This window comes from Enterobacter sp. V87_3, assembly GCF_029967835.1.
Taxonomy (GTDB): Bacteria; Pseudomonadota; Gammaproteobacteria; order Enterobacterales; family Enterobacteriaceae; genus Enterobacter; species Enterobacter cancerogenus.
The window spans coordinates 150430-176662 of sequence record NZ_JASCAM010000012.1; the positions used below are offsets into that span (position 1 = coordinate 150430).

Below are 26233 nucleotides of genomic sequence, written 5' to 3' on the forward strand. Positions count from 1 at the left end.
CACTTTGCCCGTTGCGCATTTGTCCTGGATAATGCGCCGCGTTCATGTCCTCCAAAATGGCGTAACGTCCTATGCTACATTTGTTTGCTGGCCTGGATTTACATACCGGGCTTTTACTCTTGCTTGCTCTGGTTTTTGTACTGTTTTACGAAGCGATCAACGGCTTCCACGACACTGCAAACGCAGTAGCAACGGTTATCTACACTCGCGCAATGCGATCGCAACTGGCGGTTGTTATGGCGGCGGTATTTAACTTTTTTGGTGTCCTCCTGGGCGGACTGAGCGTTGCGTATGCCATCGTGCACATGCTGCCAACGGATCTGCTTCTTAACGTTAGTTCTGGCCATGGTCTTGCCATGGTGTTCTCAATGCTGCTTGCTGCAATTATCTGGAACCTCGGTACCTGGTATTTCGGCCTGCCTGCATCCAGTTCTCACACCCTCATCGGCGCGATTATCGGTATCGGGTTAACCAATGCCCTGATGACCGGCACCTCCGTCGTTGATGCGTTGAATATCCCGAAAGTACTGGGGATTTTTGGCTCGCTGATCGTTTCCCCGATTGTCGGCCTGGTGGTTGCGGGGGGATTAATTTTCATCCTGCGTCGCTACTGGAGCAACACGAAGAAGCGTGCACGTATCCACCTGACGCCAGCAGAGCGTGAAAAGAAAGACGGCAAGAAAAAGCCGCCGTTCTGGACGCGTATTGCCCTGATCATTTCCGCTATCGGCGTGGCGTTTTCACACGGTGCGAACGACGGTCAGAAAGGCATTGGTCTGGTGATGCTGGTCCTGATTGGCGTGGCCCCGGCAGGTTTCGTGGTGAACATGAATGCCTCCGGCTACGAAATCACCCGTACCCGTGATGCGGTCAACAACGTTGAAGTTTACTTCCAGCAGCACCCTGCGCTGTTGAAGAAAGCGACCGGCGTTGACCAGCTGATCCCTTCTCCGGAAGCGGGCGCAACCACGGCACCTGGCGAGTTCCATTGTCATCCGGCAAACGCGATTAACGCGCTGGAACGTGCAAAAGGTATGCTGGGCGATATCGAAAGTTACGACAAACTGCCTGTTGAACAACGTGGTCAGCTGCGCCGTATCATGCTCTGCATCTCCGACATCACCGATAAAGTGGCGAAGCTGCCGGAAGTGAATGCTGACGACCAGCGTCTGCTGAAGAAACTGAAAGGCGATATGCTCAGCACCATCGAGTACGCGCCAATCTGGATCATCATGGCTGTCGCGTTGGCGCTGGGTATCGGTACGATGATTGGCTGGCGTCGTGTGGCGACCACCATCGGTGAGAAGATCGGTAAGAAAGGCATGACCTATGCGCAGGGGATGTCCGCGCAGATGACGGCGGCAGTTTCTATCGGTCTGGCAAGCTACACCGGTATGCCGGTTTCAACCACCCACGTACTCTCCTCGTCCGTGGCAGGCACCATGATTGTTGACGGCGGCGGTCTGCAGCGCAAAACCGTGACCAACATTCTGATGGCCTGGGTATTCACCCTGCCGGCCTCTATCCTGCTGTCCGGCGGTTTGTACTGGCTTTCGCTCAAGCTGCTGTAATCGGCAGAGAGCGACAAAAAGCGGGTCAGGAAACTGACCCGCTTTTTTTATGGCTGTCGGTTTACAGAAAACCTTACAACCCTAAGAAAAACCTGAACATTTTTTGCACATCATTGCCCGTAACGAGTCACTATCATTCCGATCAGGATAAATACTGCATATCGGAGAGTGTATGGCTTCTGTTCCAGGATCACTCAATAAAGAACCATTCAGAGCGGCTATTAAATGGCTTCATCGATTTACCACACTGGCGCTGCTCATTATGGTCATCGGATTCGCATGGCTAAACCATCAGCCCAATCCGCGAGCAAGCGATGAACTTCTCCGTACATATCAAATTTCAAATAGCATCTGGCTTTATATGACAGTGAACAACCAAGGAGGCGCAACCGTACCTACGATTTATCGATATTATTTGTCGCAGCCTTTACAGGGTAAAAACGCTGACATTGTCCAGGAGCTAGCGACAAAATCGCCAGTTCTGGAGGGAACAGGCAGCATTTCTGAAGCACGGATAAACGATAAAGGCGAGGTAGCCATTACCTACAGTGGCAACGTGTTTTCTCTGCATGAAAACGTATCTGACCTTCGGTTCACGATAAAACCGTGATCCCAGGAATAAAGGCGAGGGAACCCCCCGCCTTTCCTGCGCTCAATGCCAAATCATCAGTGCAATCATACTCACAACAACCAGGCCGCACAGGGCGCTGGTCAGGATGAACTGACGACGCAGGCGTTCGCAGCGACGGATAAATTCGTCATCATGATGGTCGCGATAGCGCTGGTAATAGATATACCCCACCAGACGCATCTGTTTGCTGGGCTGTCCATGCGAGGTGAAGAATCCTCCACCATCCACATACTGATAAAGCAACGGATCGCAACCACGAAGTACCACTAATAGCGCACGTAACGATGAGAAGTAGCGCGCCATATTCACTATGCAAACCACGCATAACGCCCAAAACAATGCGACGGTGCTAATCATACATCCTCCCCGGCGCCCGCCCACGAAGAAAGCCTTCTGAGCTACCGCACCCCAATGCCCTGACAGACAGTTCAGTGAAAGAATGACTAAAAGTCGATCCGGTTCGCGTTTTAATATCCGAACGGCTCATTAAATAGTGTAGGAGATCCGTTAATTTTTTTGCCACAAGGTTAATCGTTATCAACACCAAAGCTTGATAATTTTGTTTAACTGGGCCGTAATGAAGGCATCAGACGACGGCTTTCTCTTTTAGTCATCGATAACTTAAGGAAGGAGTAACACTATGGCTTACAAACACATTCTCATCGCGGTAGACCTCTCACCTGAGAGCAAAGTGCTGGTTGATAAAGCGGTATCCATGGCACGCCCTTACAACGCGAAAGTTTCCCTGATTCACGTTGACGTGAATTACTCCGATCTCTATACCGGCCTGATTGACGTGAATCTCGGTGATATGCAAAAACGCATCTCCGAAGAGACACACCACGCCCTGAGCGAGCTGTCCACCAACGCAGGTTACCCTATCACCGAAACCTTAAGCGGTAGCGGCGATCTGGGCCAGGTGCTGGTTGATGCGATTAAGAAATACGATATGGACCTGGTGGTATGCGGTCATCACCAGGACTTCTGGAGCAAGCTGATGTCCTCCGCGCGCCAGCTGATCAACACCGTTCACGTGGATATGTTGATTGTTCCACTGCGTGACGAAGAAGACGAGTAAATGCATAACGCCCGGTGGCGCTCACGCTTACCGGGCCTACAAGCGGCATTGAACGTAGGCCGGGTAAGGCGCAGCCGCCACCCGGCTTTTTTATTCCGGCGTACCGGAATAAATATCGAACCGGTGGCCTTTCGTGGTCACCGCGTTGGTGGTCGCGACATCCGCCAGCGGCGGCGCGTAGTCCGGGCGTTTTACCACCACACGCTTTGTCGCCAGCAGACGAGCAGGCGCCAGCAGGCCATCGGCATCCAAATCCGGCCCCACCAGCGACTGAAACACCCGCATCTCTTTCTTCACCAGCGCACTTTTCTGCTTATGCGGGAACATGGGGTCAAGATAGACCACCTGCGGGCGTGGCGTGATGTCGGTGAGCGCCGTCAGGCTTGAGGCGTGGATCAGCTGCAGGCGCTCCTGCAGCCACGGGCCAATCTCCGGGTCGGCATAACCGCGCGCCAGGCCATCGTCCAGAAGCGCGGCCACCACCGGATTGCGTTCCAGCATCCGCACGCGGCACCCGACCGAGGCCAGCACAAAGGCGTCGCGCCCCAGTCCCGCCGTGGCATCCACCACGTCCGGCAGATAACTGCCCTTAATGCCGACCGCTTTCGCCACCGCCTCGCCGCGACCGCCGCCAAATTTGCGCCGGTGCGCCATTGCCCCGCCGACAAAATCGACAAAAATCCCGCCGAGCTTCGGCTCGTCGCGCTTACGCAGTTCAAGATGCGCGGGCGTCATCACCAGTGCCATCAGGTTCTCTTCATCGTGCTCCAGCCCCCAGCGGGCCGCCAGAACAGATAAGGCGCCGTCTCCGGCGCCTGATTCATCTACTAAGCAGATCTTCACGTAACAATCAGCCTTTGATCCCGTAATGCTCCAGCATGGCATCCAGCTTCGGCTCACGGCCACGGAAGCGTTTGAACAGCGCCATCGGCTCTTCAGACCCGCCCCGCGTCAGGATGTTATCGAGGAACGACTGGCCGGTTTCGCGGTTGAAAATGCCTTCCTCTTCGAAGCGAGAGTATGCGTCTGCAGCCAGCACGTCGGCCCACAGGTAGCTGTAGTAACCTGCCGCGTAGCCGCCCGCAAAGATGTGGCTGAACGCGTGCGGGAAGCGGCCCCAGGTTGGCCCCGGAATAACGGCGACCTGTTTCTTAATTTCGGCCAGCGTTTCAAGGATTTTCGCCCCTTGCTCCGGGCTGAACTCGGCGTGCAGGCGGAAGTCGAACAGGCCGAACTCCAGCTGGCGCAGAATAAACATCGCCGCCTGGTAGTTTTTCGCCGCCAGCATTTTATCCAGCAGTTCTTTCGGCAGCGGTTCGCCGGTCTCATAGTGGCCGGAGATAAACGCCAGCGCGTCCGGCTCCCAGCACCAGTTTTCCATAAACTGGCTCGGCAGTTCGACCGCATCCCACGGTACACCGCTGATACCGGCAACGCCCGCGGTTTCGATGCGGGTCAGCATGTGGTGCAGACCGTGACCGAACTCGTGGAACAGGGTGATCACTTCGTCGTGGGTAAACAGCGCAGGTTTGCCGCTCACCGGACGGTTGAAGTTACAGGTCAGGTAGGCAACCGGCTTTTGCAGAGTACCGTCCGCTTTACGCATCTGGCCCACGCAGTCATCCATCCACGCCCCGCCGCGCTTGTTCTCACGCGCGTAAAGGTCCAGATAGAAGCTGCCGCGCAGTTCGTTTTTCTCGTCATACAGCTCGAAGAAACGCACGTCCGGATGCCAGACGTCGATATCTTTACGCTCTTTGGCGGTGATGCCGTAGATGCGTTGCACCACTTCGAACAGGCCGTTTACGGCTTTGTTTTCCGGGAAGTACGGGCGCAGCTGCTCGTCGCTGATGCTGTAAAGGTGCTGTTTCTGTTTTTCGCTGTAGTAAGCGATGTCCCACGGCTGCAGTTCGTCTACGCCAAACTCGGCCTTCGCGAAGGCGCGCAGCTGGGCCAGCTCTTTCTCACCCTGTGGACGGGCGCGTTTCGCGAGATCTGTCAGGAAGTCGAGCACCTGCTGCGGGTTCTCCGCCATTTTGGTCGCGAGGGATTTATCGGCATAGTTTTCAAAGCCCAGCAGCTGTGCCAGCTCGTGACGCAGGGCGAGGATCTCGGCCATGACCGGGCTGTTGTCCCATTTGCCCGCGTTTGGCCCCTGATCGGACGCGCGAGTGCTGTAGGCGCGGTACATCTCTTCACGCAACGCCTGGTTGTCGCAGTAGGTCATCACCGGCAGATAGCTCGGGATATCCAGCGTCAGCAGGAAACCGTCCTGCTCTTTGGCTTCGGCCTGTGCTTTCGCCGCCGCCAGCGCGCTTTCCGGCATCCCGGCAAGCTCGGCTTCGTCGGTAATCAGCTTCGTCCAGCCCATGGTGGCATCGAGCACGTTGTTGCTGTACTGGTTGCCCAGTTCGGACAGACGCGCGGCGATTTCGCCGTAGCGCTTCTGCTTCTCTTTTGGCAGGCCAATCCCGGACAGTTCGAAATCACGCAGCGCGTTATCAACCGATTTTTTCTGCGCGGTATTGAGCGATGCGTAATGATCGCCGTCGCGCAGGTCGCGGTACGCTTTGTACAGTCCTTCGTGCTGACCAACCCAGGTGCTGTACTCCGAGAGCAGCGGCAGGGTTTGTTCATAGGCTTCGCGCAGTTCCGGGCTGTTTTTCACCGAGTTCAGGTGGCTGACCGGGGAGAAAATACGTCCCAGCACGTCGTCCACTTCGGCCAGCGGCTGACACAGATTTTCCCAGGTGTACGGCGCGCCCTGCGCTACCACGCTCTCTACCGCCGCGCGGCAGTTTTCCAGCGATTGGGTAACGGCTGGAACCACATGCTCGGGCAGAATTTTAGAAAACGGTGGCAACGAAAAAGGCGTCAGTAATGGATTGGTCATAAACGCTGTCCTGTTGAAATGAGTGAATGAAGCGCGCATCCGGCGCTGTGCATATTGTTTGTGTAATGGGGATAAGTGTAGAGGATTTCAATGCCAGCCGTAGCGGAAAAGCGCCCGGTGACGCTGCGCTTCGCGGGCCTGCGGGTAATCTGTTCCGATCTGCTGTAAACTGTGGCAAATCGTCATTTTCAGCGGAATATCACTATCCATGCTCAGTTATCGCCACAGCTTTCACGCAGGCAACCACGCCGACGTTCTTAAACATACCGTTCAGAGCCTGATCATCGAGTCGCTCAAAGAGAAAGATAAGCCGTTTCTCTATCTGGACACCCACGCCGGCGCGGGCCGTTATCAGCTGAGCGGCGAGCACGCCGAGCGTACCGGTGAATATCTGGAAGGCATTGCCCGCGTCTGGCAGCAGGACGATCTGCCCGCCGAGCTGGAGCCATACATCGGCGTGGTGAATCACTTCAACCGCAGCGGCCAGCTGCGTTACTACCCGGGTTCACCGCTGATTGCCCGCCAGCTGCTGCGCGAGCAGGACAGCATTCAACTGACCGAACTGCACCCGAGCGACTTCCCGCTGCTGCGCTCTGAATTCCAGAAGGACAACCGCGCCCGCGTCGAAAAGGCCGATGGCTACCAGCAGCTGAAAGCCAAATTGCCGCCGGTTTCGCGCCGTGGCCTGGTGCTGATCGACCCGCCGTACGAAATCAAAACCGACTATCAGGCGGTGGTGACCGGCATTCACGAAGGCTATAAACGCTTTGCGACCGGCACCTACGCCCTGTGGTACCCGGTGGTGCTGCGCGCGCAAATCAAGCGCATGATTAAAGATCTGGAAGCTACCGGCATCCGCAAAATCCTGCAGATTGAACTGGCGGTGCGCCCGGACAGCGACCAGCGCGGCATGACCGCCTCCGGCATGATTGTGATTAACCCGCCGTGGAAGCTCGAAGCGCAAATGAACAACGTGCTGCCCTGGCTGCACAAAACGCTGGTGCCCGCAGGTACAGGCCACGCCACCGTCAGTTGGATCGTGCCTGAGTAATCGCAGTCATTGGTGGAACCAATTGATTTCAGGTATACAATCGCGGCAATTCACGATTAAGGATAAAAGCTATGACTAAGCATTATGACTACATCGCAATCGGCGGCGGCAGCGGCGGCATCGCCTCGATCAACCGTGCGGCCATGTACGGCCAGAAGTGTGCGCTGATTGAAGCCAAAGAGCTGGGCGGCACCTGCGTGAACGTGGGCTGTGTACCGAAAAAAGTGATGTGGCATGCGGCGCAAATCCGTGAAGCTATCCATATGTATGGCCCGGACTACGGCTTCGACACCACCCTCAATAGCTTTGACTGGGACAAGCTGATCGCCAGCCGTACCGCTTACATCGACCGGATCCATACCTCGTACGATAACGTGCTGGGCAAGAACAACGTTGACGTGATCCGCGGTTTCGCCCGTTTCGTCGATGCGAAAACGATCGAAGTGAACGGCGAGACGATCACCGCCGATCATATCCTGATCGCCACCGGCGGCCGTCCGAGCCACCCGGACATTCCGGGCGCGGAATACGGCATTGATTCTGACGGCTTCTTCGAGCTGCCTGCCCTGCCAAAACGCGTTGCGGTGGTCGGCGCGGGGTATATCGCGGTTGAGCTGGCGGGCGTGATCAACGGCCTGGGTGCTGAAGCGCACCTGTTCGTTCGTAAACACGCGCCGCTGCGCAGCTTTGACCCGCTGATCGTCGAAACGCTGGTGGAAGTGATGAACGCCGAAGGTCCAGCGCTGCACACCCATGCCGTACCGAAAGCCGTGGTGAAAAATGACGACGGCAGCCTGACCCTGACGCTGGAAGACGGCCGCAGCCAGACCGTGGACTGTCTGATCTGGGCGATTGGTCGCGAACCGGCGAACGATACCTTTAACCTGGCGGTTACCGGCGTGAAAACCGATGAAAAAGGCTACATCGTCGTCGATAAATTCCAGAACACCAGCGTACCGGGTATTTATGCGGTAGGCGACAACACCGGCGCGGTTGAACTGACGCCGGTTGCCGTAGCAGCAGGCCGCCGCCTCTCCGAGCGTCTGTTTAACAACAAGCCGGACGAGCATCTGGACTACCGCAACATCCCGACCGTGGTCTTCAGCCACCCGCCGATTGGCACCGTGGGCTTAACCGAACCGCAGGCGCGTGAGCAGTACGGCGATGACCAGGTGAAAGTGTATAAATCGTCCTTTACCGCGATGTACACCGCCGTTACCTCTCACCGTCAGCCTTGCCGCATGAAGCTGGTCTGCGTTGGCGCGGACGAGAAGATTGTCGGTATTCACGGCATTGGCTTTGGTATGGACGAGATCCTGCAGGGCTTTGCGGTGGCGCTGAAAATGGGCGCGACGAAGAAAGATTTCGACAACACCGTGGCAATCCACCCGACGGCAGCGGAAGAGTTTGTTACCATGCGCTGATCGGTCTTAACCGCGACAAAAACCGGCCCGCGGGCCGGTTTTTTTATGCCTGTGGCGGGTAAACCCAGCGGGTGTACAAACGGTAACAAATTTACCCGCGACGCGCGGTGGAATTAACTAATCTTAGAAGGCGCTACGCGCTTGCCTGTTAATACGGATAAAGATTAGAGATATGAAAATGCACGTGAAGATCACCGCCAAACTGATGGCCAAAATGCACCTCGTCCTCGCGCTGGTATGGGCGATACTGACTATTCCGACCCTGCTGTGGTGGAAAAACAGTATCCTGTGGGTCTCATTGATGAGTATTTACGCCATCGTTATTTCCCATCTGGCCGCGTATAGTGCCGCCCATGCGGAAAAGGCCGCCAGCAAGGCGATGGAAAAAAGTGAAGGTGCCAGCCAGAAAGCACATCAAGCCGCTACCAGTCTTTCAGGCGATGCGCGACAGGCGCATTAAGCCCTGTATGAAAGCGTAAAAAACGCTGAGAATAGCGCTGGCGACAAGGGCATTTACCGTGAACGCGGAATACTGAATGCTCTGAATTTTATTCCTGCCCTGTTCCCGAAAATTCACCATTAACGATTTACTAATCAACGAGATATTGAATTTTCAGCGTATTGACAACTGTTATGAAAGCGTGATCAACCGCACACTTCGCACCGCATTAACCGAAGCGAATGTCTACGCTTAAAAGATGACCGGGAAAAACCCGTATTTGTTACGACAAAAACCGGAGGTCCTGAACACCATGTTCAACCAGAAACTACAGATTGTTGAGGATATCGAGTTCGACATTGCAGAAGAGCTGCGCTACGAAACCGATCCCTGTGAGTTAAAACTGGATGAGATGATCGAGGCAGAGCCGGAACCGGAAATGATTGAAGGGCTGCCGGCGTCCGATGCCCTGACGCCCGCAGACCGCTACCTTGAACTGTTTGAACACGTCCAGTCGTCGCGACTGTTTGCGGACAGCAAAACCTTCCCTGACTGCGCGCCCAAAATGGATCCGCTGGATATTCTGATCCGCTACCGTAAGGTGCGTCGCCATCGTGATTTTGACCTGGCGCGGTTCGTGGAAAATCATTTCTGGATGCCGGAGGACTACAGCAAAGAGTATATTTCGGACCCCGGCCTGTCCCTGAAAGAGCACATTGATAACCTGTGGCCGGTGCTGACGCGCGAGCCGCAGGATCACATTCCCTGGTCATCGCTGCTGGCGCTGCCCCAGGCCTATATCGTGCCCGGCGGACGCTTCAGCGAGACCTACTACTGGGACTCCTATTTCTCCATGCTGGGCCTGGCGGAAAGTGGCCGTAACGACCTGCTGAAATGCATGGCGGATAACTTCGCCTGGCTGATTGAACGTTACGGGCATATTCCCAACGGCAACCGTACCTACTACCTCAGCCGCTCTCAGCCGCCGGTGTTTGCGCTGATGGTGGAGCTGTTCGAAGAGGACGGCGTGCGCGGTGCAAAGCGTTATCTTGATCACCTGAAAATGGAATATGCCTTCTGGATGGATGGCGCGGAGTCGCTGTTGCTCAACCAGGCCTATCGCAGCGCGGTGCGTATGCCGGACGGCTCGTTGCTGAACCGCTACTGGGACGACCGTGACACGCCGCGTGACGAATCCTGGATTGAGGATGTGGAAACGGCCCGTCATTCTGGCCGCCCGCCGAATGAAGTCTATCGTGACCTGCGCGCGGGCGCGGCCTCCGGCTGGGACTACTCCTCCCGCTGGCTGCGGGATCCGGGTCGGCTTGCCAGCATCCGGACCACGCAGTTTATCCCGATCGATTTGAACGCCTTCCTGTTCAAACTGGAAAGCGCGATCGCCAATATTTCGGCGTCGAAAGGGGATAAAGAGACCGCCGAACAGTTCCGCCAGAAGGCCAGCGACCGCCGTGCCGCGGTGAACCGCTATCTGTGGGATGAAGAAAACGGCTGTTATCGCGATTACGACTGGCGACGCGAGGAGATGGCGCTGTTCTCTGCGGCGAGCATTGTGCCGCTTTACGTCGGGATGGCCACGCACGAGCAGGCCGAGCGGCTGTCAGACACGGTGAAAGCGCGCCTGCTGACTCCGGGCGGCATTATGGCAACCGAGTATGAGACCGGCGAGCAGTGGGATAAGCCGAATGGCTGGGCACCGCTGCAGTGGATGGCGATCCAGGGCTTCAAACAGTACGGCAATGATTCGCTGGGCGATGAGATTGCGTGGAGCTGGCTGCAGACGGTCAACGTCTTCTACAAAACGCATCACAAGATGATTGAGAAGTACCACATCGCCAGCAGCACCCCGCGCGAAGGTGGCGGGGGGGAATATCCTCTGCAGGACGGATTCGGCTGGACCAACGGCGTGGTGCGCCGATTGATTGGGTTGTACGGAGAGCCGTGAGTGGGGTGCGGTCTGAAAACCGCTCGATCAGCTCCCTCTCCCACTGGGAGAGGGAGGAAATCAACGAATCACATCATAAATGGCGGTCTGAATAGACTGCCATTTTTTCGTTGTCGCATCCGGTTGTGCCAGCGCCCGGCGCTTCGCCATGTCCGCGTCGTGCTGCTGGCGCTTCACCACCGCCGGGACGGTGCAGAACGCTTTTAAAAATTGCTTACGCATTGACGTCAGCGGTTCACCGTTTGACATAGCGTGGCTAAGCGTGTTGATAAAGCGGCGGCACGGCTTCTGCTCGACCATCTGCGGGTGATAGCGCAGCAACAGCTCCAGCACGTCATCATAATCCGCTGACAGCGCCTGCTCCGTCCACGACACCTTCCAGTCCATCCCGCCCTGCAGGAACAGCAGCGCAACGCGGGTATCGTTACGGTTGATGGCGGAACGGAAGTTACTCTCGTCCCAGGTGACGCCCATCCGCGTCAGCGTCTCGCGCGAGGACGGGGTTTCGCGCATTTCCTGGGGCGGGGACGGCTCGGCGGCGCGTGCCGTGGCCTGCTGAGGTTTGCTGCTGGTGACCAGCCAAAATCCTCCGACGACAATGGCAATCACCATCACCCCCACGGCCCCCCACAGCGCGCTCGAGATAAGCTGCTCGCGCTGTTCAGGCGAACGAGGCGCGCGCTGGGTCGGTTTTTCAATGGTATCGCGCACTTCAAAGAGATCGCCGCCGGTGATACGGTCCATCTTCTGCGCATTTTCCCAGAAGGCATGCAGCCCGGCGGCATCTACCGACATCAGCCCTGCCGGGTTGATACGGGTTCGCCCCTCTTCAAACGCGCGCTGTACGGGGCGGGTAATCTGGGAATAGTAGTTATCCAGCAGCTGAATTTGCGCCGGGCTCAGCGCCTGCTGTACCGTAATGTTATTGCGGATTTGCCGAATATCTTCGAGGAAGGTTTGCAGGGTTTTACGCGGCTCGACCAGCAAGGTCAGCATCATCGGGTCGTTAAACAATGACGCGTAATAGCGGCTAAATTCGCGTTTATCCACCAGCATTTGCGCCAGTTCGCTGAACATCATGCCGCTCAGGACGTCGTTAATTTCCCCCATTTTCAGCCAGCGGCGCACGCGGTCGGCGTTGAACAGGGTTTTAAGATGGTTGTTCAGCCGGGTCGGATCGGGCCACGCCTGCTGGATCAGCCCTTTAATCATCAGCTCAATCGCCCGAACCTGCTTGTGCGCCTGCTGCTGTTGCAGCTCGCTACCGGGCATCAGGTCGGTACTGTAGGTCAGCAGCGGCTGTTGCAGGCGCAGGTGCTCCAGCGTGGTGACGAAGCGCATCGCGGCAATCAGCTGATTTTCGCTGACGTCCTGACCGCTTTCGTACTGCGGAACGCGCTGCTGCAGAAGGCGCAGCTGGAGCGTAAATTCCGACATTTCAGCGTCGTTCAGGTTGAGCTGTTTCGCCACGCCCGTCCATCCCCCCTGGGCCAGGCGGGCGCTATCCAGCTGCTCAAGGAACCAGCGCGGATCTTTACCTTCAGAGACATGCACATTCAGGAGAAGTAATATTTCCACCGACGCCTGACGAATAACCGCCAGGCAGTGTTCAAACTGCTCACGAATATGATGTGATGTGCTGAGTGTCATTATTTTCCTTGAGAGGCAACGAATACACCAAAGTGGACCATGCGCAGGTCGTTTTTCTTTTTATTTATACGACGTTATAAACATACCTGACTTTTTGTTGAAATAAAGTGACAACTCTATAATCCTGATAAATGTCTCCGGAGAAGCCCCATGGTTGGTTTTACCACATCACGCCTCACCTGCTCGCCGCTGCAGGAACAGGACTGGCCCTTTTTTCTGGCCCTGCAGCAGCACCCGGACGTGATGCGTTTTATCGCAGAAGCGCGCCCGGAGGCGGAGATCCGCGTCGCATTTGATTCCCGACTCACCCCGTGGGAACCCGGCAGCCCGCACTGGCTCTGTCTGGTGGTGCGTGATACCGCCACCCAGACGCCGCTGGGGGTGACGGGATACATTCATCGTGAAGATGATTGTGCCGAAGTGGGCTTTCTGTTCGCCCCGTTAGCGCAGGGGAAAGGCTACGGATATGAGTCGCTGGTGGCGCTGCGGGATTTCGCCTTCGATGAGGGGAAAATTCGTCGGCTGACGGCGACCGTGACGGCGGGCAACCTGGCCTCGCGGGGGCTGCTTGAAAAGGTGGGTTTCCGGCTGGAAGGTGAGCTGCGCGAGAGCTATCAGCTGGCCGGACGCTGGCATAACGACTGGCTGTTCGGTCTGCTGAAAAAGGACGTTCTCGCCAGCCATCGGTGATCCACAGCCATTTGGCGGATATGTCCTGTACATCGTTTCCTCTACAGTAGCGTCAGAAAGAGGAAACGTATATGAATGGTTACTCGCTTCAAATATCGCTTGCTGCCGTAGAGTTAATTAAAAAACAGCAGGGACTTTCCCTTGAGAAGTATCGGGATGCACAGGGTGTGTGGGTCATTGGATATGGTCACGTTATTCGCGCGTGGGAACGTTTTGACATCATCATCACGCCCGACGATGCAGACATGCTGCTGGAGAACGACCTTCGCATATGCGAGGCGCTGCTAAGGGAAAATATCACCCGGCCTTTGACCCAGCGGCAGCACGATACGCTGGTGGCATGGATATTTAGCCTGGGTGATACCCCCCTTTCAGAAACGGCGCTGCATCAGGCCGTCATGCGGGTGTAGATCATCGCTGCCTGGGTACGGTTTTTGACGTCCAGCCGACGAAAAACCGTCTCAAGATGGGCTTTTACCGTCGCGGCGCTAATGTTCAGCGAGCGTCCAATTTCTTTATTCGACTCCCCGGCGGCCAGTAGCTTGAGCACGTCGTGCTGGCGGTCGCTCAGAGCAGACAGCTCCTGCTGCGGCTGTGGCTGAAGCCACTCTCCCGGCATGCATGCCATCCCGGCACAGACCGAATCCAGCGCGGCGCTGAAGATTTCCGGGCGGGCATTGCGGGGAACGATCGCCATGACGTTGCGCTTCATCAACTGCTCGACCCACCGCGGATCTTTCCTGGATAACACCATAACGACCCGCGCCCCCGGAAAGCGGTACACGATCTCCTCAAGCAGGGCCATGCCGTCATCCTGAATGATGTTGCCATCAATCATGACAATCGCGGAAGGTGATGCAGACAAAAGTGTCCAAAATTCATCAGCCTGACGGGTACCTGTGATATTTAATTCCGGAATTAACTGCTGCAGACTGTTCATCGCTCCATGAATAAATATTGACTGCCTGTCAAACATGATTACTCGCATTGTTTTCCTCCCTCTGAGAAACGCGAGGGGGGATTCTAGCGGGGAGGAATTTAAGATAAAACTCAATGAACGGCCAGGTTACAAATCACCGGCCGTTCGTAAAATCTGCCGCGAATTCGACACATCTGTCTTAAGGATTTTCTTAAGTCCGTTGGATTTTCGCTTACAGGAACATCCCGCCCGACACTTCGATCCGTTGCGCGTTCATCCAGCCCAGCCTGTCGCTGAGCAGCGCCACGATGGCATTGCCAATGTCGTCAGGCAGGCCCACGCGCCCCAGCGCCGTTTGCGCGGCCAGCTGCTGATTAAGCCCGGCGTTGTCGCGCACGCGTCCGCCGCCAAAATCGGTTTCAATCGCGCCGGGGGCGATGATATTGACGGCGATACCGCGCGCGCCCAACTCTTTCGCCTGATAGCGGGTTAATACCTCCATCGCCCCCTTCATGGCCGCATAGGTGCCGGAACCGGGCTGGGTGAAACGGGCCAGCCCGCTCGACACGTTCAGGATCCGCCCACCGTCGTTTATCATTGGCAGCAGGCGTTGGGTGAGGAAGAACGGGCCTTTAAAATGGATGTTCAGCGCCTCGTCAAACTGCGCTTCCGTCGTCTCGGTATAGGGAGCGTACAGGCCCGTCCCCGCATTGTTTACTAAATAATCAAACCTGTCGCGCTGCCATACGGTCTGGAGGATCTCCTGCATGCGTTGAGCGAAGCCCTCAAAACTGGCAATATCGCCGACGTTAAGCTGCAATGCTGCCGCTTTGCCGCCGTTGGCTTCAATTTCATGCACGACGTCCAGCGCTTCCTGCTGGCTGCTGTTCCACGTCAGGATAATGCCCACGCCCTCGGCGGCCAGCTTTAACACCGCATTTTTACCCAGTCCACGGCTCCCGCCGGTCACTAATGCAATACGTTCGTTCATAAGAAACCTCGTTTCGGTTGTTATGGAGATTGAGTAAGAGCTTATTAGGTGATAGAAAATCAATAAAGAGAGCTAAAAACGCTTCACTGTTTCAGTTTGAATAACAATGAGCCGCGCCTATGGATAAAATTCACGCAATGCAGCTTTTCCTCCGCGTCGCTGAACTGGAGAGTTTTTCCCGGGCGGCAGAGACGCTGAGCCTGCCGAAGGGGAGCGTTTCCCGGCAAATTCAGGCGCTGGAAAACCAGCTGGGCACGCAGCTGTTGCACCGCACCACGCGGCGCGTGAGCCTGACGCAGGACGGCATGGTCTATTACGAGCGGGCAAAAGATCTGCTCACCAATCTCGACGAACTGGACGGCATGTTCCAGCACGACCCCTCAAGCATCAGCGGGCGCCTGCGCGTGGATATGCCGGTCGGCGTTGCTCGAAATTTAGTCATTCCGAAACTGCCGGCTTTTTTGCAGCAGTATCCCGGTATTGAACTGGAGCTGAGCAGCAGCGACCGCCTGGTGGATGTGATTCGGGAAGGATTCGACTGCGTGGTTCGCGTGGGTGCGCTAAAGGACTCCGGGCTTATCGCCCGCCCGCTCGGCAAACTGTCGGTGATTAACTGCGCCAGCCCGGACTATCTGACGCGTTTCGGCTATCCTGAGACGCTGGACGACCTGGCCTCGCATGCGGTCATCCACTACTCTGCGACGCTGGGCACGCGGCCGCAGGGGTTTGAGTTCTACAACGGCAGCACCACGCAGTGGGTTAAAACGGGCGGAGTACTGACGGTTAACAGCACGGAGACGTACCAGGCCGCCTGCATTGCCGGGCTGGGTATTATTCAGGTGCCTCGCGTCGGGGTGCGTGATGCGCTGCGTGCCAGGAAGCTCACGGAGATCCTTCCCCAGTATCGCGCTGAGCCGATGCCCGTTTCACTGATTTATCCCCACCGCCGCAACCTCTCCCGCCGGGTGCATCTGTTCATGGAATGGCTCACTGAACTCACAAAAGCTTACGTGGACTAGCCGCAAGCTATAATTCAATAACATCCAGCCAAACGAAAAAGGAAAATGCGCGTGACGCCGGAAAATAACCCGCAACGACCCACTCAAGAATTAGATTACGATCCCATCAAAAAGATGGACACCCAACCGGAGGAGGAGAAAACGCCGGACAAACCCAACTCGGCGCTCGCGGCGGTGACCAGCACAGCGGAAAAAATTCAGCGCCGTCCGATGATTGCGCATCTCATTCGCGCCGCCGAACGCTTCAACGACCGTATGGGGAACCAGTTTGGCGCGGCTATAACCTACTTCTCCTTCCTGTCGATGATCCCGATCCTGATGGTCTCCTTTGCCGCTGCCGGTTTTGTACTGGCATCGCATCCGACGCTTTTGCAGGACATCTTCAATAAAATTTTGACCAACGTCAGCGACCAGACGCTCGCCACCACGCTCAAAAGCACCATCAATACTGCCGTGCAGCAGCGTACCACCGTCGGGATCGTCGGCCTGCTGATTGCGCTTTACTCGGGCGTGAACTGGATGGGCAACCTGCGCGAAGCCATCCGCGCGCAGTCGCGCGACGTGTGGGAGCGCACGCCGCAGGATCAGGAGAAAATCTGGGTAAAATATTTCCGCGATTTTATCTCGCTGATAGGCCTGCTGGTGGCGCTGGTGGTGACCCTTTCCATCACCTCCGTCGCAGGGTCGGCGCAGCAGATGATTATCTCCGCACTCTACCTGGATTACATCGACTGGCTGAAGCCCGCCTGGCGCGGCATCGGGCTTGCGATCTCCATCTTTGCTAACTACCTGCTGTTCTTCTGGATCTTCTGGCGATTGCCGCGCCACCGCCCGCGCAAGAAGGCGCTGATCCGCGGGACGTTCATTGCGGCAGTAGGTTTTGAGGTGATTAAAATCGTGATGACCTACACCCTGCCTTCGCTGGTCAAATCGCCGTCCGGCGCGGCGTTTGGTTCGGTGCTGGGGCTGATGGCGTTCTTCTACTTCTTTGCCCGTCTGACGCTGTTCTGCGCCGCATGGATTGCCACCGCAGAGTACAAAGATGACCCGCGCATGCCGGGCAAAACGCATCGCTAAACAGCGTATCGGGCTGAAATGTCAGCCCGATTCATCATTTCAGCATATAAATCCAGTCCGTAACTTTTATTTAACCAAAAACCAGTTTTATCCGCTGATATTTAAAAACTGTGAAGCATTTCATGGAAGGGATTTTGCTGGTCTGAATATTATCCGCTTTTTGTTGATTTTATAGCCAGTGCGCGGGTTTGTTACAGATTGAAATGTCGCTTTTGCTATGCCTAATATGGCCGTTCGTTCGTCCAAAAATAAGAAAATATTATGCAAGCAACAGCCACCACACTCGATTCCGAAGCGGAACAGGTTCCGTTAAACTCGCGCAATAAAGTCGTCGTCGCCTCGCTGATTGGCACCGCCATTGAGTTCTTCGACTTTTACATTTACGCCACCGCGGCGGTTATTGTCTTCCCGCATATCTTCTTCCCGCAGGGCGACCCGACGGCAGCCACGCTCCAGTCTCTGGCAACCTTCGCCATCGCCTTCGTGGCGCGTCCGATTGGCTCGGCGCTGTTTGGACACTTTGGCGACCGCGTGGGTCGCAAGGTCACGCTGGTGGCTTCGCTGCTGACGATGGGCATCTCCACCGTGGCGATTGGCCTGCTGCCGACCTATGAAACCATCGGCATTCTGGCACCGGTCCTGCTGGCACTGGCGCGTTTTGGTCAGGGGTTGGGCCTCGGCGGTGAATGGGGTGGCGCGGCGCTGCTGGCGACCGAGAACGCCCCGGCGCACAAGCGCGCGCTGTATGGCTCATTCCCGCAACTGGGCGCGCCGATTGGCTTCTTCTTTGCCAACGGCACCTTCCTGCTGCTCTCGTGGCTGCTGACGGACGAACAGTTCATGAGCTGGGGCTGGCGTATTCCGTTTATCTTCTCGGCGGTGCTGGTGCTGATTGGCCTGTACGTGCGGGTCTCCCTGCACGAGACGCCGGTCTTCGCCAAAGTGGCCGCGGCTAAAAAACAGGTGAAAGTACCGCTGGGTACGCTGCTGACCAAACACGTCCGCGTGACCGTACTCGGCACTTTTATCATGCTGGCGACCTATACGCTGTTCTACATCATGACCGTCTACTCCATGACCTACAGCACCGCCGCTGCGCCAGTTGGCCTGGGGCTGCCGCGTAATGAAGTGCTGTGGATGCTGATGATGGCGGTCATTGGTTTTGGCGTGATGGTGCCAGTTGCGGGCCTGCTGGCCGATAAGTTTGGCCGTCGCGCGAGCATGATTGTGATCACCTCGCTGATTATTCTGTTTGCCCTGTTTGTCTTCCCGCCGCTGCTGAGTTCAGGCAGCCCTGCGCTGGTGATGGCCTATCTGCTGATTGGCCTGAGCCTGATGGGGCTAACCTTTGGCCCAATGGGCGCGCTGCTGCCGGAGCTGTTCCCGACCGAAGTGCGTTACACCGGTGCCTCGTTCTCCTATAACGTCTCGTCGATTCTGGGGGCATCCGTTGCGCCGTATATCGCGACCTGGCTGCAGGCGAATTATGGTCTGTTCTATGTCGGGGTCTATCTGGCGGCCATGGCGGCGCTGACGCTGATAGCGCTGCTACTGACGCATGAGACAAAGCATCAGTCGTTATAAACGTAAAAAGGCAACGCAAGTTGCCTTTTTTAGTGTTTGCTCCCTCTCCCTGTGGGAGAGGGGGTTGTTACTTCTTCATCTGCGACAGTATCGTCCGACACTGGTTCGCATCCCCTTCTGATGGCGAGATCAACGCCAGCAGCGCCGCGGCAGGCGTCACCAGCGTGGCGAGCGCTGCGGCAACCGCGCCACGAGCAATCAGCGGCCCGGCTTTCACCCCCGCCTGCGGGTTTTTAAAGGTGCCGCGCACGTACAGCGGTGAACGCAGGGTGATGATACGGAACCCTTTACTCTCTGGATTGATGGTCAAATCCAGCTGCTCAGAGGCCATGCTGGCCGTACCGGTCACGTTAATCACCGCATTCTCGGTGTCGAAGGCAAAGATCTGCGGACGCGCCACGCCATTCACCAGGTCCAGATTCGCCGCCGCGCAGTTCACACGCACCTCATCGTCGCCAAAAATCTGCCCGACAATAAAGTTACCGACGTTCAGCCCGAGGATCTCCATCAGGTTGCGGCTGACCAGCCCGTCGTTCATCAGCAGTTTCAGGTTACCGTTACTGCTGCCCAGCAGCGCGGCAACGGAGTTCCCCACGCCGCGAATCTCGGCGTCACCGTTCATCTCACCCAGGGTTTTCTGCATCAGCTCGACGTTTGGCATCAGCTCTTTCAGCTTCAGCCGGCGCGCCTGAATATCCGCCCGCCCCTGCATCGGCTTTTTATCGCCTTCAAGATGGATGTTCGACGAAATGGTCCCGCCCGCCAGGCCGAACTTCAGCGGTTGCAGGCGCAGATCGGCATTTTTGAGGATGATGTGGGTGGAGAGATTGCTTATCGGCAGGGTGCTGCCGTGCTCGATTTTCTTGCCCTTGAAGCGCACATCCGCGTCCATCACATCCCACTTATCGGTTTCGAAGCGGTCGTACGGCAGGACTTTGCCCGCAGGCTGAAGATCTTTCTTCACCTCTTTGGACTTCGTGCCTTTGCCGGAGTCGACGCCAATCAGCGGCCCCAGATCGGCCAGACGCAGCTGGCGGGATTCCATATCGCCCTCAAGTTTCGGGCGCGGTTTGCCGGTGGTGTAGGTGAGAGAACCGTGAATATCGCTGTCACCGATGCGGCCATTGAAGTCGCGGTAATCGAAGACCGACGATTTCTCGGTGTCGATTTTCGCCACCAGATGCCCGTCGGTTTCAAACGGTGGGGTATCCGGCAGCAGCACGCCGGTGAGGTCATACAGTTCGCCCAGGGAATCGCCAGCGAACTTCAGCTGTAGGTCGACGCCGCCCATATTCATGGGGTCGTTAACCGTTCCGACGAACGCCACGCGCGTATTCCCGGAGCGGAAGTCTGCCTGTACCGGGAACGGTGTGCCTTCACTGCGCAACGCCAGCATCCCGCCGATTTTCCCTTTACCCGTCAGCGGCTGGCCGTTGTAGCGCCCTTTCGCGGTCAGGCCGAAGACGTAATCGCCCGCCTTCGCCTTGTCCCCTTTCGCTTTACTGCCCGTCACTTCGCTAAACGGCAGCGGTTTGCCCAGCGGATCGACCAGGATCTCCACGTCCGCTTTGCTGACCTTATCATCGATGGCGATCCGCCCGCGATCGAAGAGAATATTATCAAGGCGGAAAGACCACGCCGACGGCTGAGCATTGGGATCTTTTTCCTCGCTGCTGGCGAGGTTGAACGTCCAGTTATTGTTTTTTTCAGAGAGACGGATCAGGCGCGCATCAGGTTGCTGAAGCTTGATCCACGGCAGATACACCGTTTTGGTCAGGAGCGCTAACGGTGCCAGGGTGGCTTCTACGCGAGGCAGATGAACCATGGTGACCTCCGGAATATCCGGTGGGTTACCCAGGATAATGTCATCCGCATGCACGTGCGGCCAGGGAACCCAGCTTCGCCAGCCGGTTTCCTCTTTCTGGCGTTCCCACACCACGCCCAGATCGCCGCGTATTGCGAAGGGGCGATTCAGCTCGGTTGAGACTTTCTGGTTGATGGTCGGTTTGAGGCGGTTCCAGTCGAACGTGGCGATAATGATGATTGCGACCACGATCAACAACAAGAAAATCCCTGCTGTCCAGGCGATAACCCTGGTTGTTTTTGTCATTTTATTCCCCTTTCCTGAATGACCTTGCCTCTAAAACTATAGAACAGACAAAGGGAAAGGGTCGGATCAGAGGTGGGTAATCACGTTTTCCAGGGTATCCATCGGGACCGGGCGAGAGAGGAAATAGCCTTGCGCTGCGGCAGCCGGGGAATTTTGCACGTCGCGCCACTCTTCCAGCGTCTCAACACCTTCGACAATTACGCCCTGGCAGTAGCGGTTCATCAGCTGCAGGAGAAGCGTAAACAGGTTTCGCCCTTCCGGCGTCTGGCGCAGCATGATAAAGAGGTCGCGCGCGACTTTGATGTAGTCATAACGCACTTCGCTCAGCGCAGAAAAGTTTGCCATGCCGGTGCCGAAATCATCCAGCCACAGCGGGCCAAATTCACACATTGAGGCAAACGAGGAGTCCTGCGGCAGACGGACGTGCTCCACCAGCTCGAAGCGCATCCACGGCAGGCGGGCAATCAGCTCCTGCAGCGTCTTATTCTGGCGCAGCGCCATCAGGGTGGGGCCATCCACGTTCACCGATGCCAGAATGCCGTGGCGCTCGAAGAAAGCCTGCTTCGTTGCCAGCATTTCCAGCTGTTCTTCCAGCACGTCGATGCGCTGGCGCACGGCCACCTCCGCAAAATAGCGGTCTGGCGCGATACGTTGCGACGGATTTGAGGGGTGCGTGACCACCGTCAAAATCTCAATCGCCATCAGGCGTCCATCGGTGCGGTAGATGGGCTGATAGGTGTATGTTCGCTCACATTGCAGCCAGTAGCGATGCTCCTGCAAGCTCTCGATACTTGCCTCAGGCGTAGTGCTCAGCCGCTGGATAACCTGCTCTGACTTCATTTCAGATGTCCTGTTGTATGGGATGGCTTTTCTGGACTCGTCACTGAGTTATCGGCGCGGCCATTGAGAACTTTATGTTCAGCGCACCGGGAAGATGAAATTAAGATGACAGAAATTTCAAGGAACACGCGCTGGCTCATGAAAATTAATGGAACGACGTTTTAATATAGTTGACCACATAATCCACTCAGCGCACACTGCTGGTAAATACTCTGTTCAGGTTCACGACTATGTCCAAAAAAATTGCCGTGATTGGCGAATGCATGATTGAGCTGTCACAAAAAGGAGCGGATGTTAGCCGCGGTTTTGGTGGCGATACCTTAAACACTGCCGTCTATATTGCCCGTCAGGCTGCTGCAGACGCGCTCAGCGTTAACTACGTTACCGCCCTGGGTACGGACAGCTTCAGCCAGCAAATGCTGGACGCCTGGCAGAGTGAAAATGTTGATACTGCGCTTATCCAGCGCATGGAAAACCGCCTGCCGGGGCTGTACTACATCGAAACCGACAGCACCGGCGAGCGCACGTTCTATTACTGGCGCAACGAAGCGGCGGCGAAATTCTGGCTAGAGAGCGATGCCGCAGCCGCCATCTGCGAAGAGCTGGCCACCTTTGATTACCTCTACCTGAGCGGCATCAGCCTGGCCATCCTCAGCCCCACCAGCCGGGAAAAGCTGTTTTCCCTGCTGCACGAATGCCGTGCCAACGGCGGAAAAGTGATTTTCGATAACAACTATCGCCCTCGCCTGTGGGCCAGCCGCGAAGAGACGCAGCAGGTTTACCAGCAGATGCTGGCATGCACCGATATCGCCTTCCTGACCCTAGATGATGAAGATGCCCTGTGGGGCGAAAAACCGGTCGACGAGGTGATTGCCCGCACGCATGCCGCAGGCGTGAACGAGGTGGTGATTAAACGTGGCGCGGACGCATGCCTGGTCTCCGTGGCGGGTGACGCCGTGGTTGAGGTGCCCGCAGTGAAATTAGATAAAGAGAAAGTGATCGACACCACCGCCGCGGGAGATTCATTTAGCGCGGGGTATCTGGCGGTACGTCTGACGGGCGGCACGCCGGAAGCGGCTGCCCGGCGTGGACACCTGACGGCAAGCACGGTGATTCAGTATCGTGGCGCCATCATTCCACGCGAGGCGATGCCTGCATAACAACGGTGCGGGCGAATGCCCGCACCCTTTCCTTCTGCTGCGTTACTGCCCTTGCGGGATGTCCGTAGCATCCTGATGGAGATCGTCCGCTGGCACAGGCTGTGCGGTCGGGGCCACAGGGGCCATAATGCCATTCCAGGTCGCCTGCAGCTCCTTCATGTCATACTCCGGCTCGCCTTTCGGCTGCATCAGAATTAACGCCATATCCTGCGATAGCTGCTGGCGCAGATCCTGGTTCAACATATCGACGGTAAGCCCGCTGAGGAAGTCCTGACGCAGCTTCTGGTACTGCTCCGGCGCGATATCCACCACCTGGTTTTGCAGCGAGCGAATACGCTGGCTGATCAGGATGTCGGTATCCGCGCGGGCGTAGGTGGCAAACAGCTTCTGCAACTCAAGGGATTTCTGCGCGACCAGAGCGTTGAACTCCTCTTCCGGCAGCCCATCTTTGCGCACTTTCTCCAGTTCCTTCGCCACCACGGCCAGATTGGCATTCAGCTTGTCACCCGGTGATTCGACGTTGATGGCGCACTGCGCGCGCTGGAACAGCACGCGGCAATCAAAGCCCAGGCCGATGTTCTTCACGTTATTTTTGCTGAGCGTCTGCTGAACATGCCAGAACAGCGCCTCACGGGCCAGATCGGCACGCCAGTAGCGCAGCAGTGCGGCGGATTCGCGGATAGGCTGCCAGGCGGTATCCCACATAATCGACAGGCGGTCCTGACGCACGGTATCCGTCATAATGCTGACCGGCGCGGCCCGCAGCGGCGAGAGCGTAGGCACCGGCGCAGGGGTTTCGCGTTTGCCTTTCAGATCGCCAAAGGCCTTGTTGATCTGCTCCACTACCGCGCGGCTGTCAACGTTGCCGACCACAATGAGGGTCATCGCGTCCGGGGTGTACCACTGCTGGTAGAAGGATTTAACCTGCTCAATATCAACTGGCTGCTTGAGCGGCTCGGCCGGGTCATGGCCCAGCAGCGTTGAGCCTTTCAGGCGATAGCGCCACCAGCCCTCTTTGGTATCCGCAGGCCAGGTGGCGACCATGTCGCTGTTGCTCAGCGCGTAGTTTATGGTCTCAGGCGTGATTGCCAGCTTGCCGGTAGCATCCGCAAGCCAGGTAAGCGATTCTTTCAGCAGATCGTTACGGTTATTAGGCAGGCTCAGGTTAAACATGGTGTAGTCATAAGAGACCACGGCCGGTGGAAGCGGGCGTTTGGGATCAATGGCTTGCTGCCACATTGAACGCACCTGAACCGCTTGCAAACTGCCGCTCTGGGTGAGCGCCAGTCGGGGAATAAAATGGCTGAAACCGGTCTGCTGGGTGCTTTCTGTGAGGGAGCCGGTATTCACCGACAGACGGATTTCAACGCGATCGCTGGGGCGTTGTGGCGTGGCGAGCACCTGCCACTGAAACCCATTCGCTAACGTTCCTTGTTGCCAGGCCGGGTCTGGCTGGAGCGCATCTGCCTGCACATAACTGGCTGCTGCCATCATCAGCAAACCGCCGGTTAAGAGTCGAATTTTTGTGCCCTGCATGTGAACCCCTGATCAACATTCCTGGTTAAAACGAGCATCTCGTGACGTGAGCACTCTTTAAAGATGACGATGAAAACACGAGGATTAGACCGCGTGTTCTTCGAAACGTCACGGTTCGAAGTGAAATATACCCAAAAAAAATTTTGTCGAATTATGACAGGTATGTAGGGGGTATTATGCGCAGACGCCCGCATTCCGACAAGGGAATGCGGGCAATTGCTAAGATATCAGGAGGATAAACCTGGGGTTTTTTCTTCGGCAGGACGATTATTTAACGTATCGTCGAGCTTTTTGTGATCCAGTTCTTTCACCCACTTCGCCACCACGACGGTCGCGACACCGTTGCCCACCAGGTTGGTTAAGGCGCGGGCTTCAGACATAAAGCGGTCGATACCGAGGATCAGCGCCAGACCCGCCACCGGCAGGTGGCCCACCGCAGAGATGGTCGCCGCCAGCACGATAAACCCGCTGCCCGTCACGCCTGCCGCCCCTTTTGAAGACAGCAGGAGCACCACCAGCAGGGTGATCTGATGGAAGATATCCATGTGGCTGTTGGTTGCCTGGGCGATAAACACCGCGGCCATCGTCAGGTAAATGGACGTGCCATCCAGGTTGAAGGAGTAACCCGTCGGGATCACCAGCCCCACCACCGACTTACGGCAGCCCAGTTTTTCCATCTTATCCAGCATGCGCGGCAGCGCCGATTCGGACGAGGAGGTGCCCAGCACAATCAGCAGCTCTTCGCGGATGTAGCGGATAAACTTAAAGATATTAAAACCTGCTGCGCGCGCGATTGACCCCAGCACCACCACCACGAACAGAATACAGGTGATGTAGAAGCAGATAATCAGCTGGCCAAGCTGCACCAGCGTGCCGACACCGTATTTACCGATGGTAAAGGCCATGGCACCAAAGGCCCCGATGGGTGCCAGACGCATGATCATGTTGATGATGCCGAAGATGACCTGCGAGAAGCTTTCAATCACGTTGAAGATGATTTGGCCTTTGCTGCCCAGGCGATGCAGGGCAAAGCCAAACAACACAGCAAACAGCAGAACCTGGAGGATATTGCCGCTGGCGAACGCGCCGATGACGCTGCTCGGGATCACGTCCAGCAGGAAGGCGACCACGCCCTGATCCTTCGCCTGCTCGGCGTAAATCGCCACCGCTTTGGCATCCAGCGTGGCCGGGTCAACGTTCATGCCTGCGCCGGGCTGCACCACGTTCACAATAATCAGACCAATGATCAGAGCAATGGTACTGACCACTTCGAAATAGAGTAACGCCACGGCGCCAGTGCGGCCAACCGCCTTCATGCTCTCCATGCCAGCGATGCCGGTCACCACCGTACAGAATATGACCGGGGCGATGATCATTTTGATGAGCTTAACGAACGCGTCGCCAAGCGGTTTCATTTGTGCGCCGAGTTCAGGGTAGTAGTGACCAAGCAGAATACCGACTGCGATGGCCGTCAGGACCTGAAAGTAAAGGCTCTTGAAGATCGAGGTTTTCATAGGGTGTCCTTGGGAAGAAAAACCACAGGCTTTGTAAGGTTATGGTTAACCTGCGGCTTTAAAATAACACCCACATAACAGGACAGAAATAAA

At 56.6% G+C, this 26233-nt stretch carries 24 protein-coding genes; 13 read left to right on the forward strand and 11 right to left on the reverse strand.

Features of this window, described 5'->3' with window-relative positions:
• Positions 1-71 precede the first annotated feature (71 nt).
• Positions 72-1571 carry an inorganic phosphate transporter PitA gene (gene pitA, locus QLG21_RS04885; RefSeq protein ID WP_282483980.1) on the forward strand — a complete coding sequence of 500 codons (1500 nt, stop codon included), beginning with the start codon at positions 72-74 and terminating at the stop codon, positions 1569-1571.
• Between the two features lie 172 nt (positions 1572-1743).
• Positions 1744-2181 carry a hypothetical protein gene (locus tag QLG21_RS04890; RefSeq protein WP_282483981.1) on the forward strand — a complete coding sequence of 146 codons (438 nt, stop codon included), beginning with the start codon at positions 1744-1746 and terminating at the stop codon, positions 2179-2181.
• Between the two features lie 42 nt (positions 2182-2223).
• On the opposite strand, the gene uspB is transcribed toward QLG21_RS04890, so the two are convergent.
• On the reverse strand, positions 2224-2559 hold the full coding sequence (gene uspB / locus QLG21_RS04895; RefSeq protein ID WP_102890054.1) for a universal stress protein UspB: 336 nt from the start codon (positions 2557-2559) through the stop codon (positions 2224-2226).
• A 283-nt stretch (positions 2560-2842) separates the two neighbouring features.
• Here uspB and uspA point away from each other — a divergent pair, with 283 nt between their 5' ends.
• A complete protein-coding gene (gene uspA, locus QLG21_RS04900) occupies positions 2843-3280 on the forward strand; it encodes a universal stress protein UspA (RefSeq protein ID WP_003861223.1) in 438 nt (145 codons plus the stop codon).
• A 90-nt stretch (positions 3281-3370) separates the two neighbouring features.
• On the opposite strand, the gene rsmJ is transcribed toward uspA, so the two are convergent.
• The 3 genes from rsmJ to QLG21_RS04915 form a co-directional block, all read right to left on the reverse strand.
• A complete protein-coding gene (gene rsmJ, locus QLG21_RS04905) occupies positions 3371-4123 on the reverse strand; it encodes a 16S rRNA (guanine(1516)-N(2))-methyltransferase RsmJ (protein WP_006177991.1) in 753 nt (250 codons plus the stop codon).
• A gap of 7 nt (positions 4124-4130) precedes the next feature.
• Complete coding sequence (prlC, locus tag QLG21_RS04910; RefSeq protein ID WP_058609749.1) at positions 4131-6173, reverse strand: oligopeptidase A; 2043 nt, start codon at positions 6171-6173, stop codon at positions 4131-4133.
• Positions 6174-6260: 87 nt separating this feature from the next.
• Positions 6261-6383 (reverse strand): hypothetical protein, encoded by a 123-nt coding sequence (locus QLG21_RS04915; RefSeq protein WP_006177994.1) that lies wholly within the window; start codon positions 6381-6383, stop codon positions 6261-6263.
• On the opposite strand from QLG21_RS04915, the gene QLG21_RS04920 reads away from it, so the two are divergent.
• From QLG21_RS04920 to QLG21_RS04935, 4 genes are all read left to right on the forward strand, one after another.
• Positions 6382-7224: a 23S rRNA (adenine(2030)-N(6))-methyltransferase RlmJ gene (locus tag QLG21_RS04920; protein WP_137903924.1), complete on the forward strand. Its 843-nt coding sequence runs from the start codon at positions 6382-6384 to the stop codon at positions 7222-7224. The two genes, QLG21_RS04915 and QLG21_RS04920, sit on opposite strands and share 2 nt — an antisense overlap.
• Before the next feature lie 71 nt (positions 7225-7295).
• The gene (gene gorA, locus QLG21_RS04925) at positions 7296-8648 is read left to right on the forward strand and encodes a glutathione-disulfide reductase (protein WP_282483982.1); all 1353 of its coding nucleotides are present in this window, start codon (positions 7296-7298) and stop codon (positions 8646-8648) included.
• A gap of 184 nt (positions 8649-8832) precedes the next feature.
• Entirely contained in the window at positions 8833-9108 is a 276-nt protein-coding gene (locus tag QLG21_RS04930; protein ID WP_321572686.1) for a monooxygenase, read from the forward strand.
• A gap of 292 nt (positions 9109-9400) precedes the next feature.
• Positions 9401-11050: an alpha,alpha-trehalase gene (locus QLG21_RS04935; RefSeq protein WP_042322257.1), complete on the forward strand. Its 1650-nt coding sequence runs from the start codon at positions 9401-9403 to the stop codon at positions 11048-11050.
• A gap of 60 nt (positions 11051-11110) precedes the next feature.
• On the opposite strand, the gene QLG21_RS04940 is transcribed toward QLG21_RS04935, so the two are convergent.
• Positions 11111-12700, reverse strand: a complete 1590-nt coding sequence (locus QLG21_RS04940; protein WP_282483983.1) for an STY4199 family HEPN domain-containing protein — start codon at positions 12698-12700, stop codon at positions 11111-11113.
• 150 nt (positions 12701-12850) lie between these two features.
• On the opposite strand from QLG21_RS04940, the gene QLG21_RS04945 reads away from it, so the two are divergent.
• Entirely contained in the window at positions 12851-13390 is a 540-nt protein-coding gene (locus QLG21_RS04945) for a GNAT family protein (protein WP_282483984.1), read from the forward strand.
• Positions 13391-13461: 71 nt separating this feature from the next.
• On the forward strand, positions 13462-13800 hold the full coding sequence (locus tag QLG21_RS04950) for a lysozyme (RefSeq protein ID WP_058609745.1): 339 nt from the start codon (positions 13462-13464) through the stop codon (positions 13798-13800).
• On the opposite strand, the gene QLG21_RS04955 is transcribed toward QLG21_RS04950, so the two are convergent.
• Positions 13779-14378, reverse strand: coding sequence for a response regulator transcription factor (locus tag QLG21_RS04955; RefSeq protein WP_058609744.1), 600 nt, complete (start codon positions 14376-14378; stop codon positions 13779-13781). The two genes, QLG21_RS04950 and QLG21_RS04955, sit on opposite strands and share 22 nt — an antisense overlap.
• Positions 14379-14541: 163 nt before the next feature.
• On the reverse strand, positions 14542-15300 hold the full coding sequence (locus tag QLG21_RS04960) for an SDR family oxidoreductase (RefSeq protein ID WP_220710794.1): 759 nt from the start codon (positions 15298-15300) through the stop codon (positions 14542-14544).
• A gap of 119 nt (positions 15301-15419) precedes the next feature.
• Between QLG21_RS04960 and QLG21_RS04965 the strand changes: the two genes are divergently transcribed.
• The 3 genes from QLG21_RS04965 to QLG21_RS04975 all read left to right on the forward strand — a co-directional run bounded on the left by QLG21_RS04965 (position 15420) and on the right by QLG21_RS04975 (position 18980).
• Positions 15420-16319, forward strand: coding sequence for a LysR family transcriptional regulator (locus QLG21_RS04965; protein ID WP_006178014.1), 900 nt, complete (start codon positions 15420-15422; stop codon positions 16317-16319).
• 51 nt (positions 16320-16370) lie between these two features.
• Positions 16371-17396 (forward strand): inner membrane protein YhjD, encoded by a 1026-nt coding sequence (gene yhjD / locus QLG21_RS04970; protein ID WP_042322260.1) that lies wholly within the window; start codon positions 16371-16373, stop codon positions 17394-17396.
• Positions 17397-17657: 261 nt separating this feature from the next.
• The gene (locus tag QLG21_RS04975) at positions 17658-18980 is read left to right on the forward strand and encodes an MFS transporter (protein ID WP_088209265.1); all 1323 of its coding nucleotides are present in this window, start codon (positions 17658-17660) and stop codon (positions 18978-18980) included.
• Between the two features lie 67 nt (positions 18981-19047).
• Here the strand turns inward: QLG21_RS04975 and QLG21_RS04980 are convergent, their stop codons facing one another.
• Positions 19048-21090 carry an AsmA family protein gene (locus tag QLG21_RS04980; RefSeq protein WP_282483985.1) on the reverse strand — a complete coding sequence of 681 codons (2043 nt, stop codon included), beginning with the start codon at positions 21088-21090 and terminating at the stop codon, positions 19048-19050.
• A gap of 66 nt (positions 21091-21156) precedes the next feature.
• A complete protein-coding gene (gene pdeH / locus QLG21_RS04985) occupies positions 21157-21930 on the reverse strand; it encodes a cyclic-guanylate-specific phosphodiesterase (RefSeq protein ID WP_101738447.1) in 774 nt (257 codons plus the stop codon).
• 230 nt (positions 21931-22160) lie between these two features.
• On the opposite strand from pdeH, the gene QLG21_RS04990 reads away from it, so the two are divergent.
• On the forward strand, positions 22161-23090 hold the full coding sequence (locus QLG21_RS04990) for a sugar kinase (RefSeq protein WP_137903899.1): 930 nt from the start codon (positions 22161-22163) through the stop codon (positions 23088-23090).
• 42 nt (positions 23091-23132) lie between these two features.
• Here the strand turns inward: QLG21_RS04990 and QLG21_RS04995 are convergent, their stop codons facing one another.
• The gene (locus tag QLG21_RS04995) at positions 23133-24626 is read right to left on the reverse strand and encodes a pitrilysin family protein (protein WP_058609739.1); all 1494 of its coding nucleotides are present in this window, start codon (positions 24624-24626) and stop codon (positions 23133-23135) included.
• 227 nt (positions 24627-24853) lie between these two features.
• Entirely contained in the window at positions 24854-26140 is a 1287-nt protein-coding gene (locus QLG21_RS05000) for a dicarboxylate/amino acid:cation symporter (RefSeq protein ID WP_282483986.1), read from the reverse strand.
• Between the last annotated feature and the right edge of the window lie 93 nt (positions 26141-26233).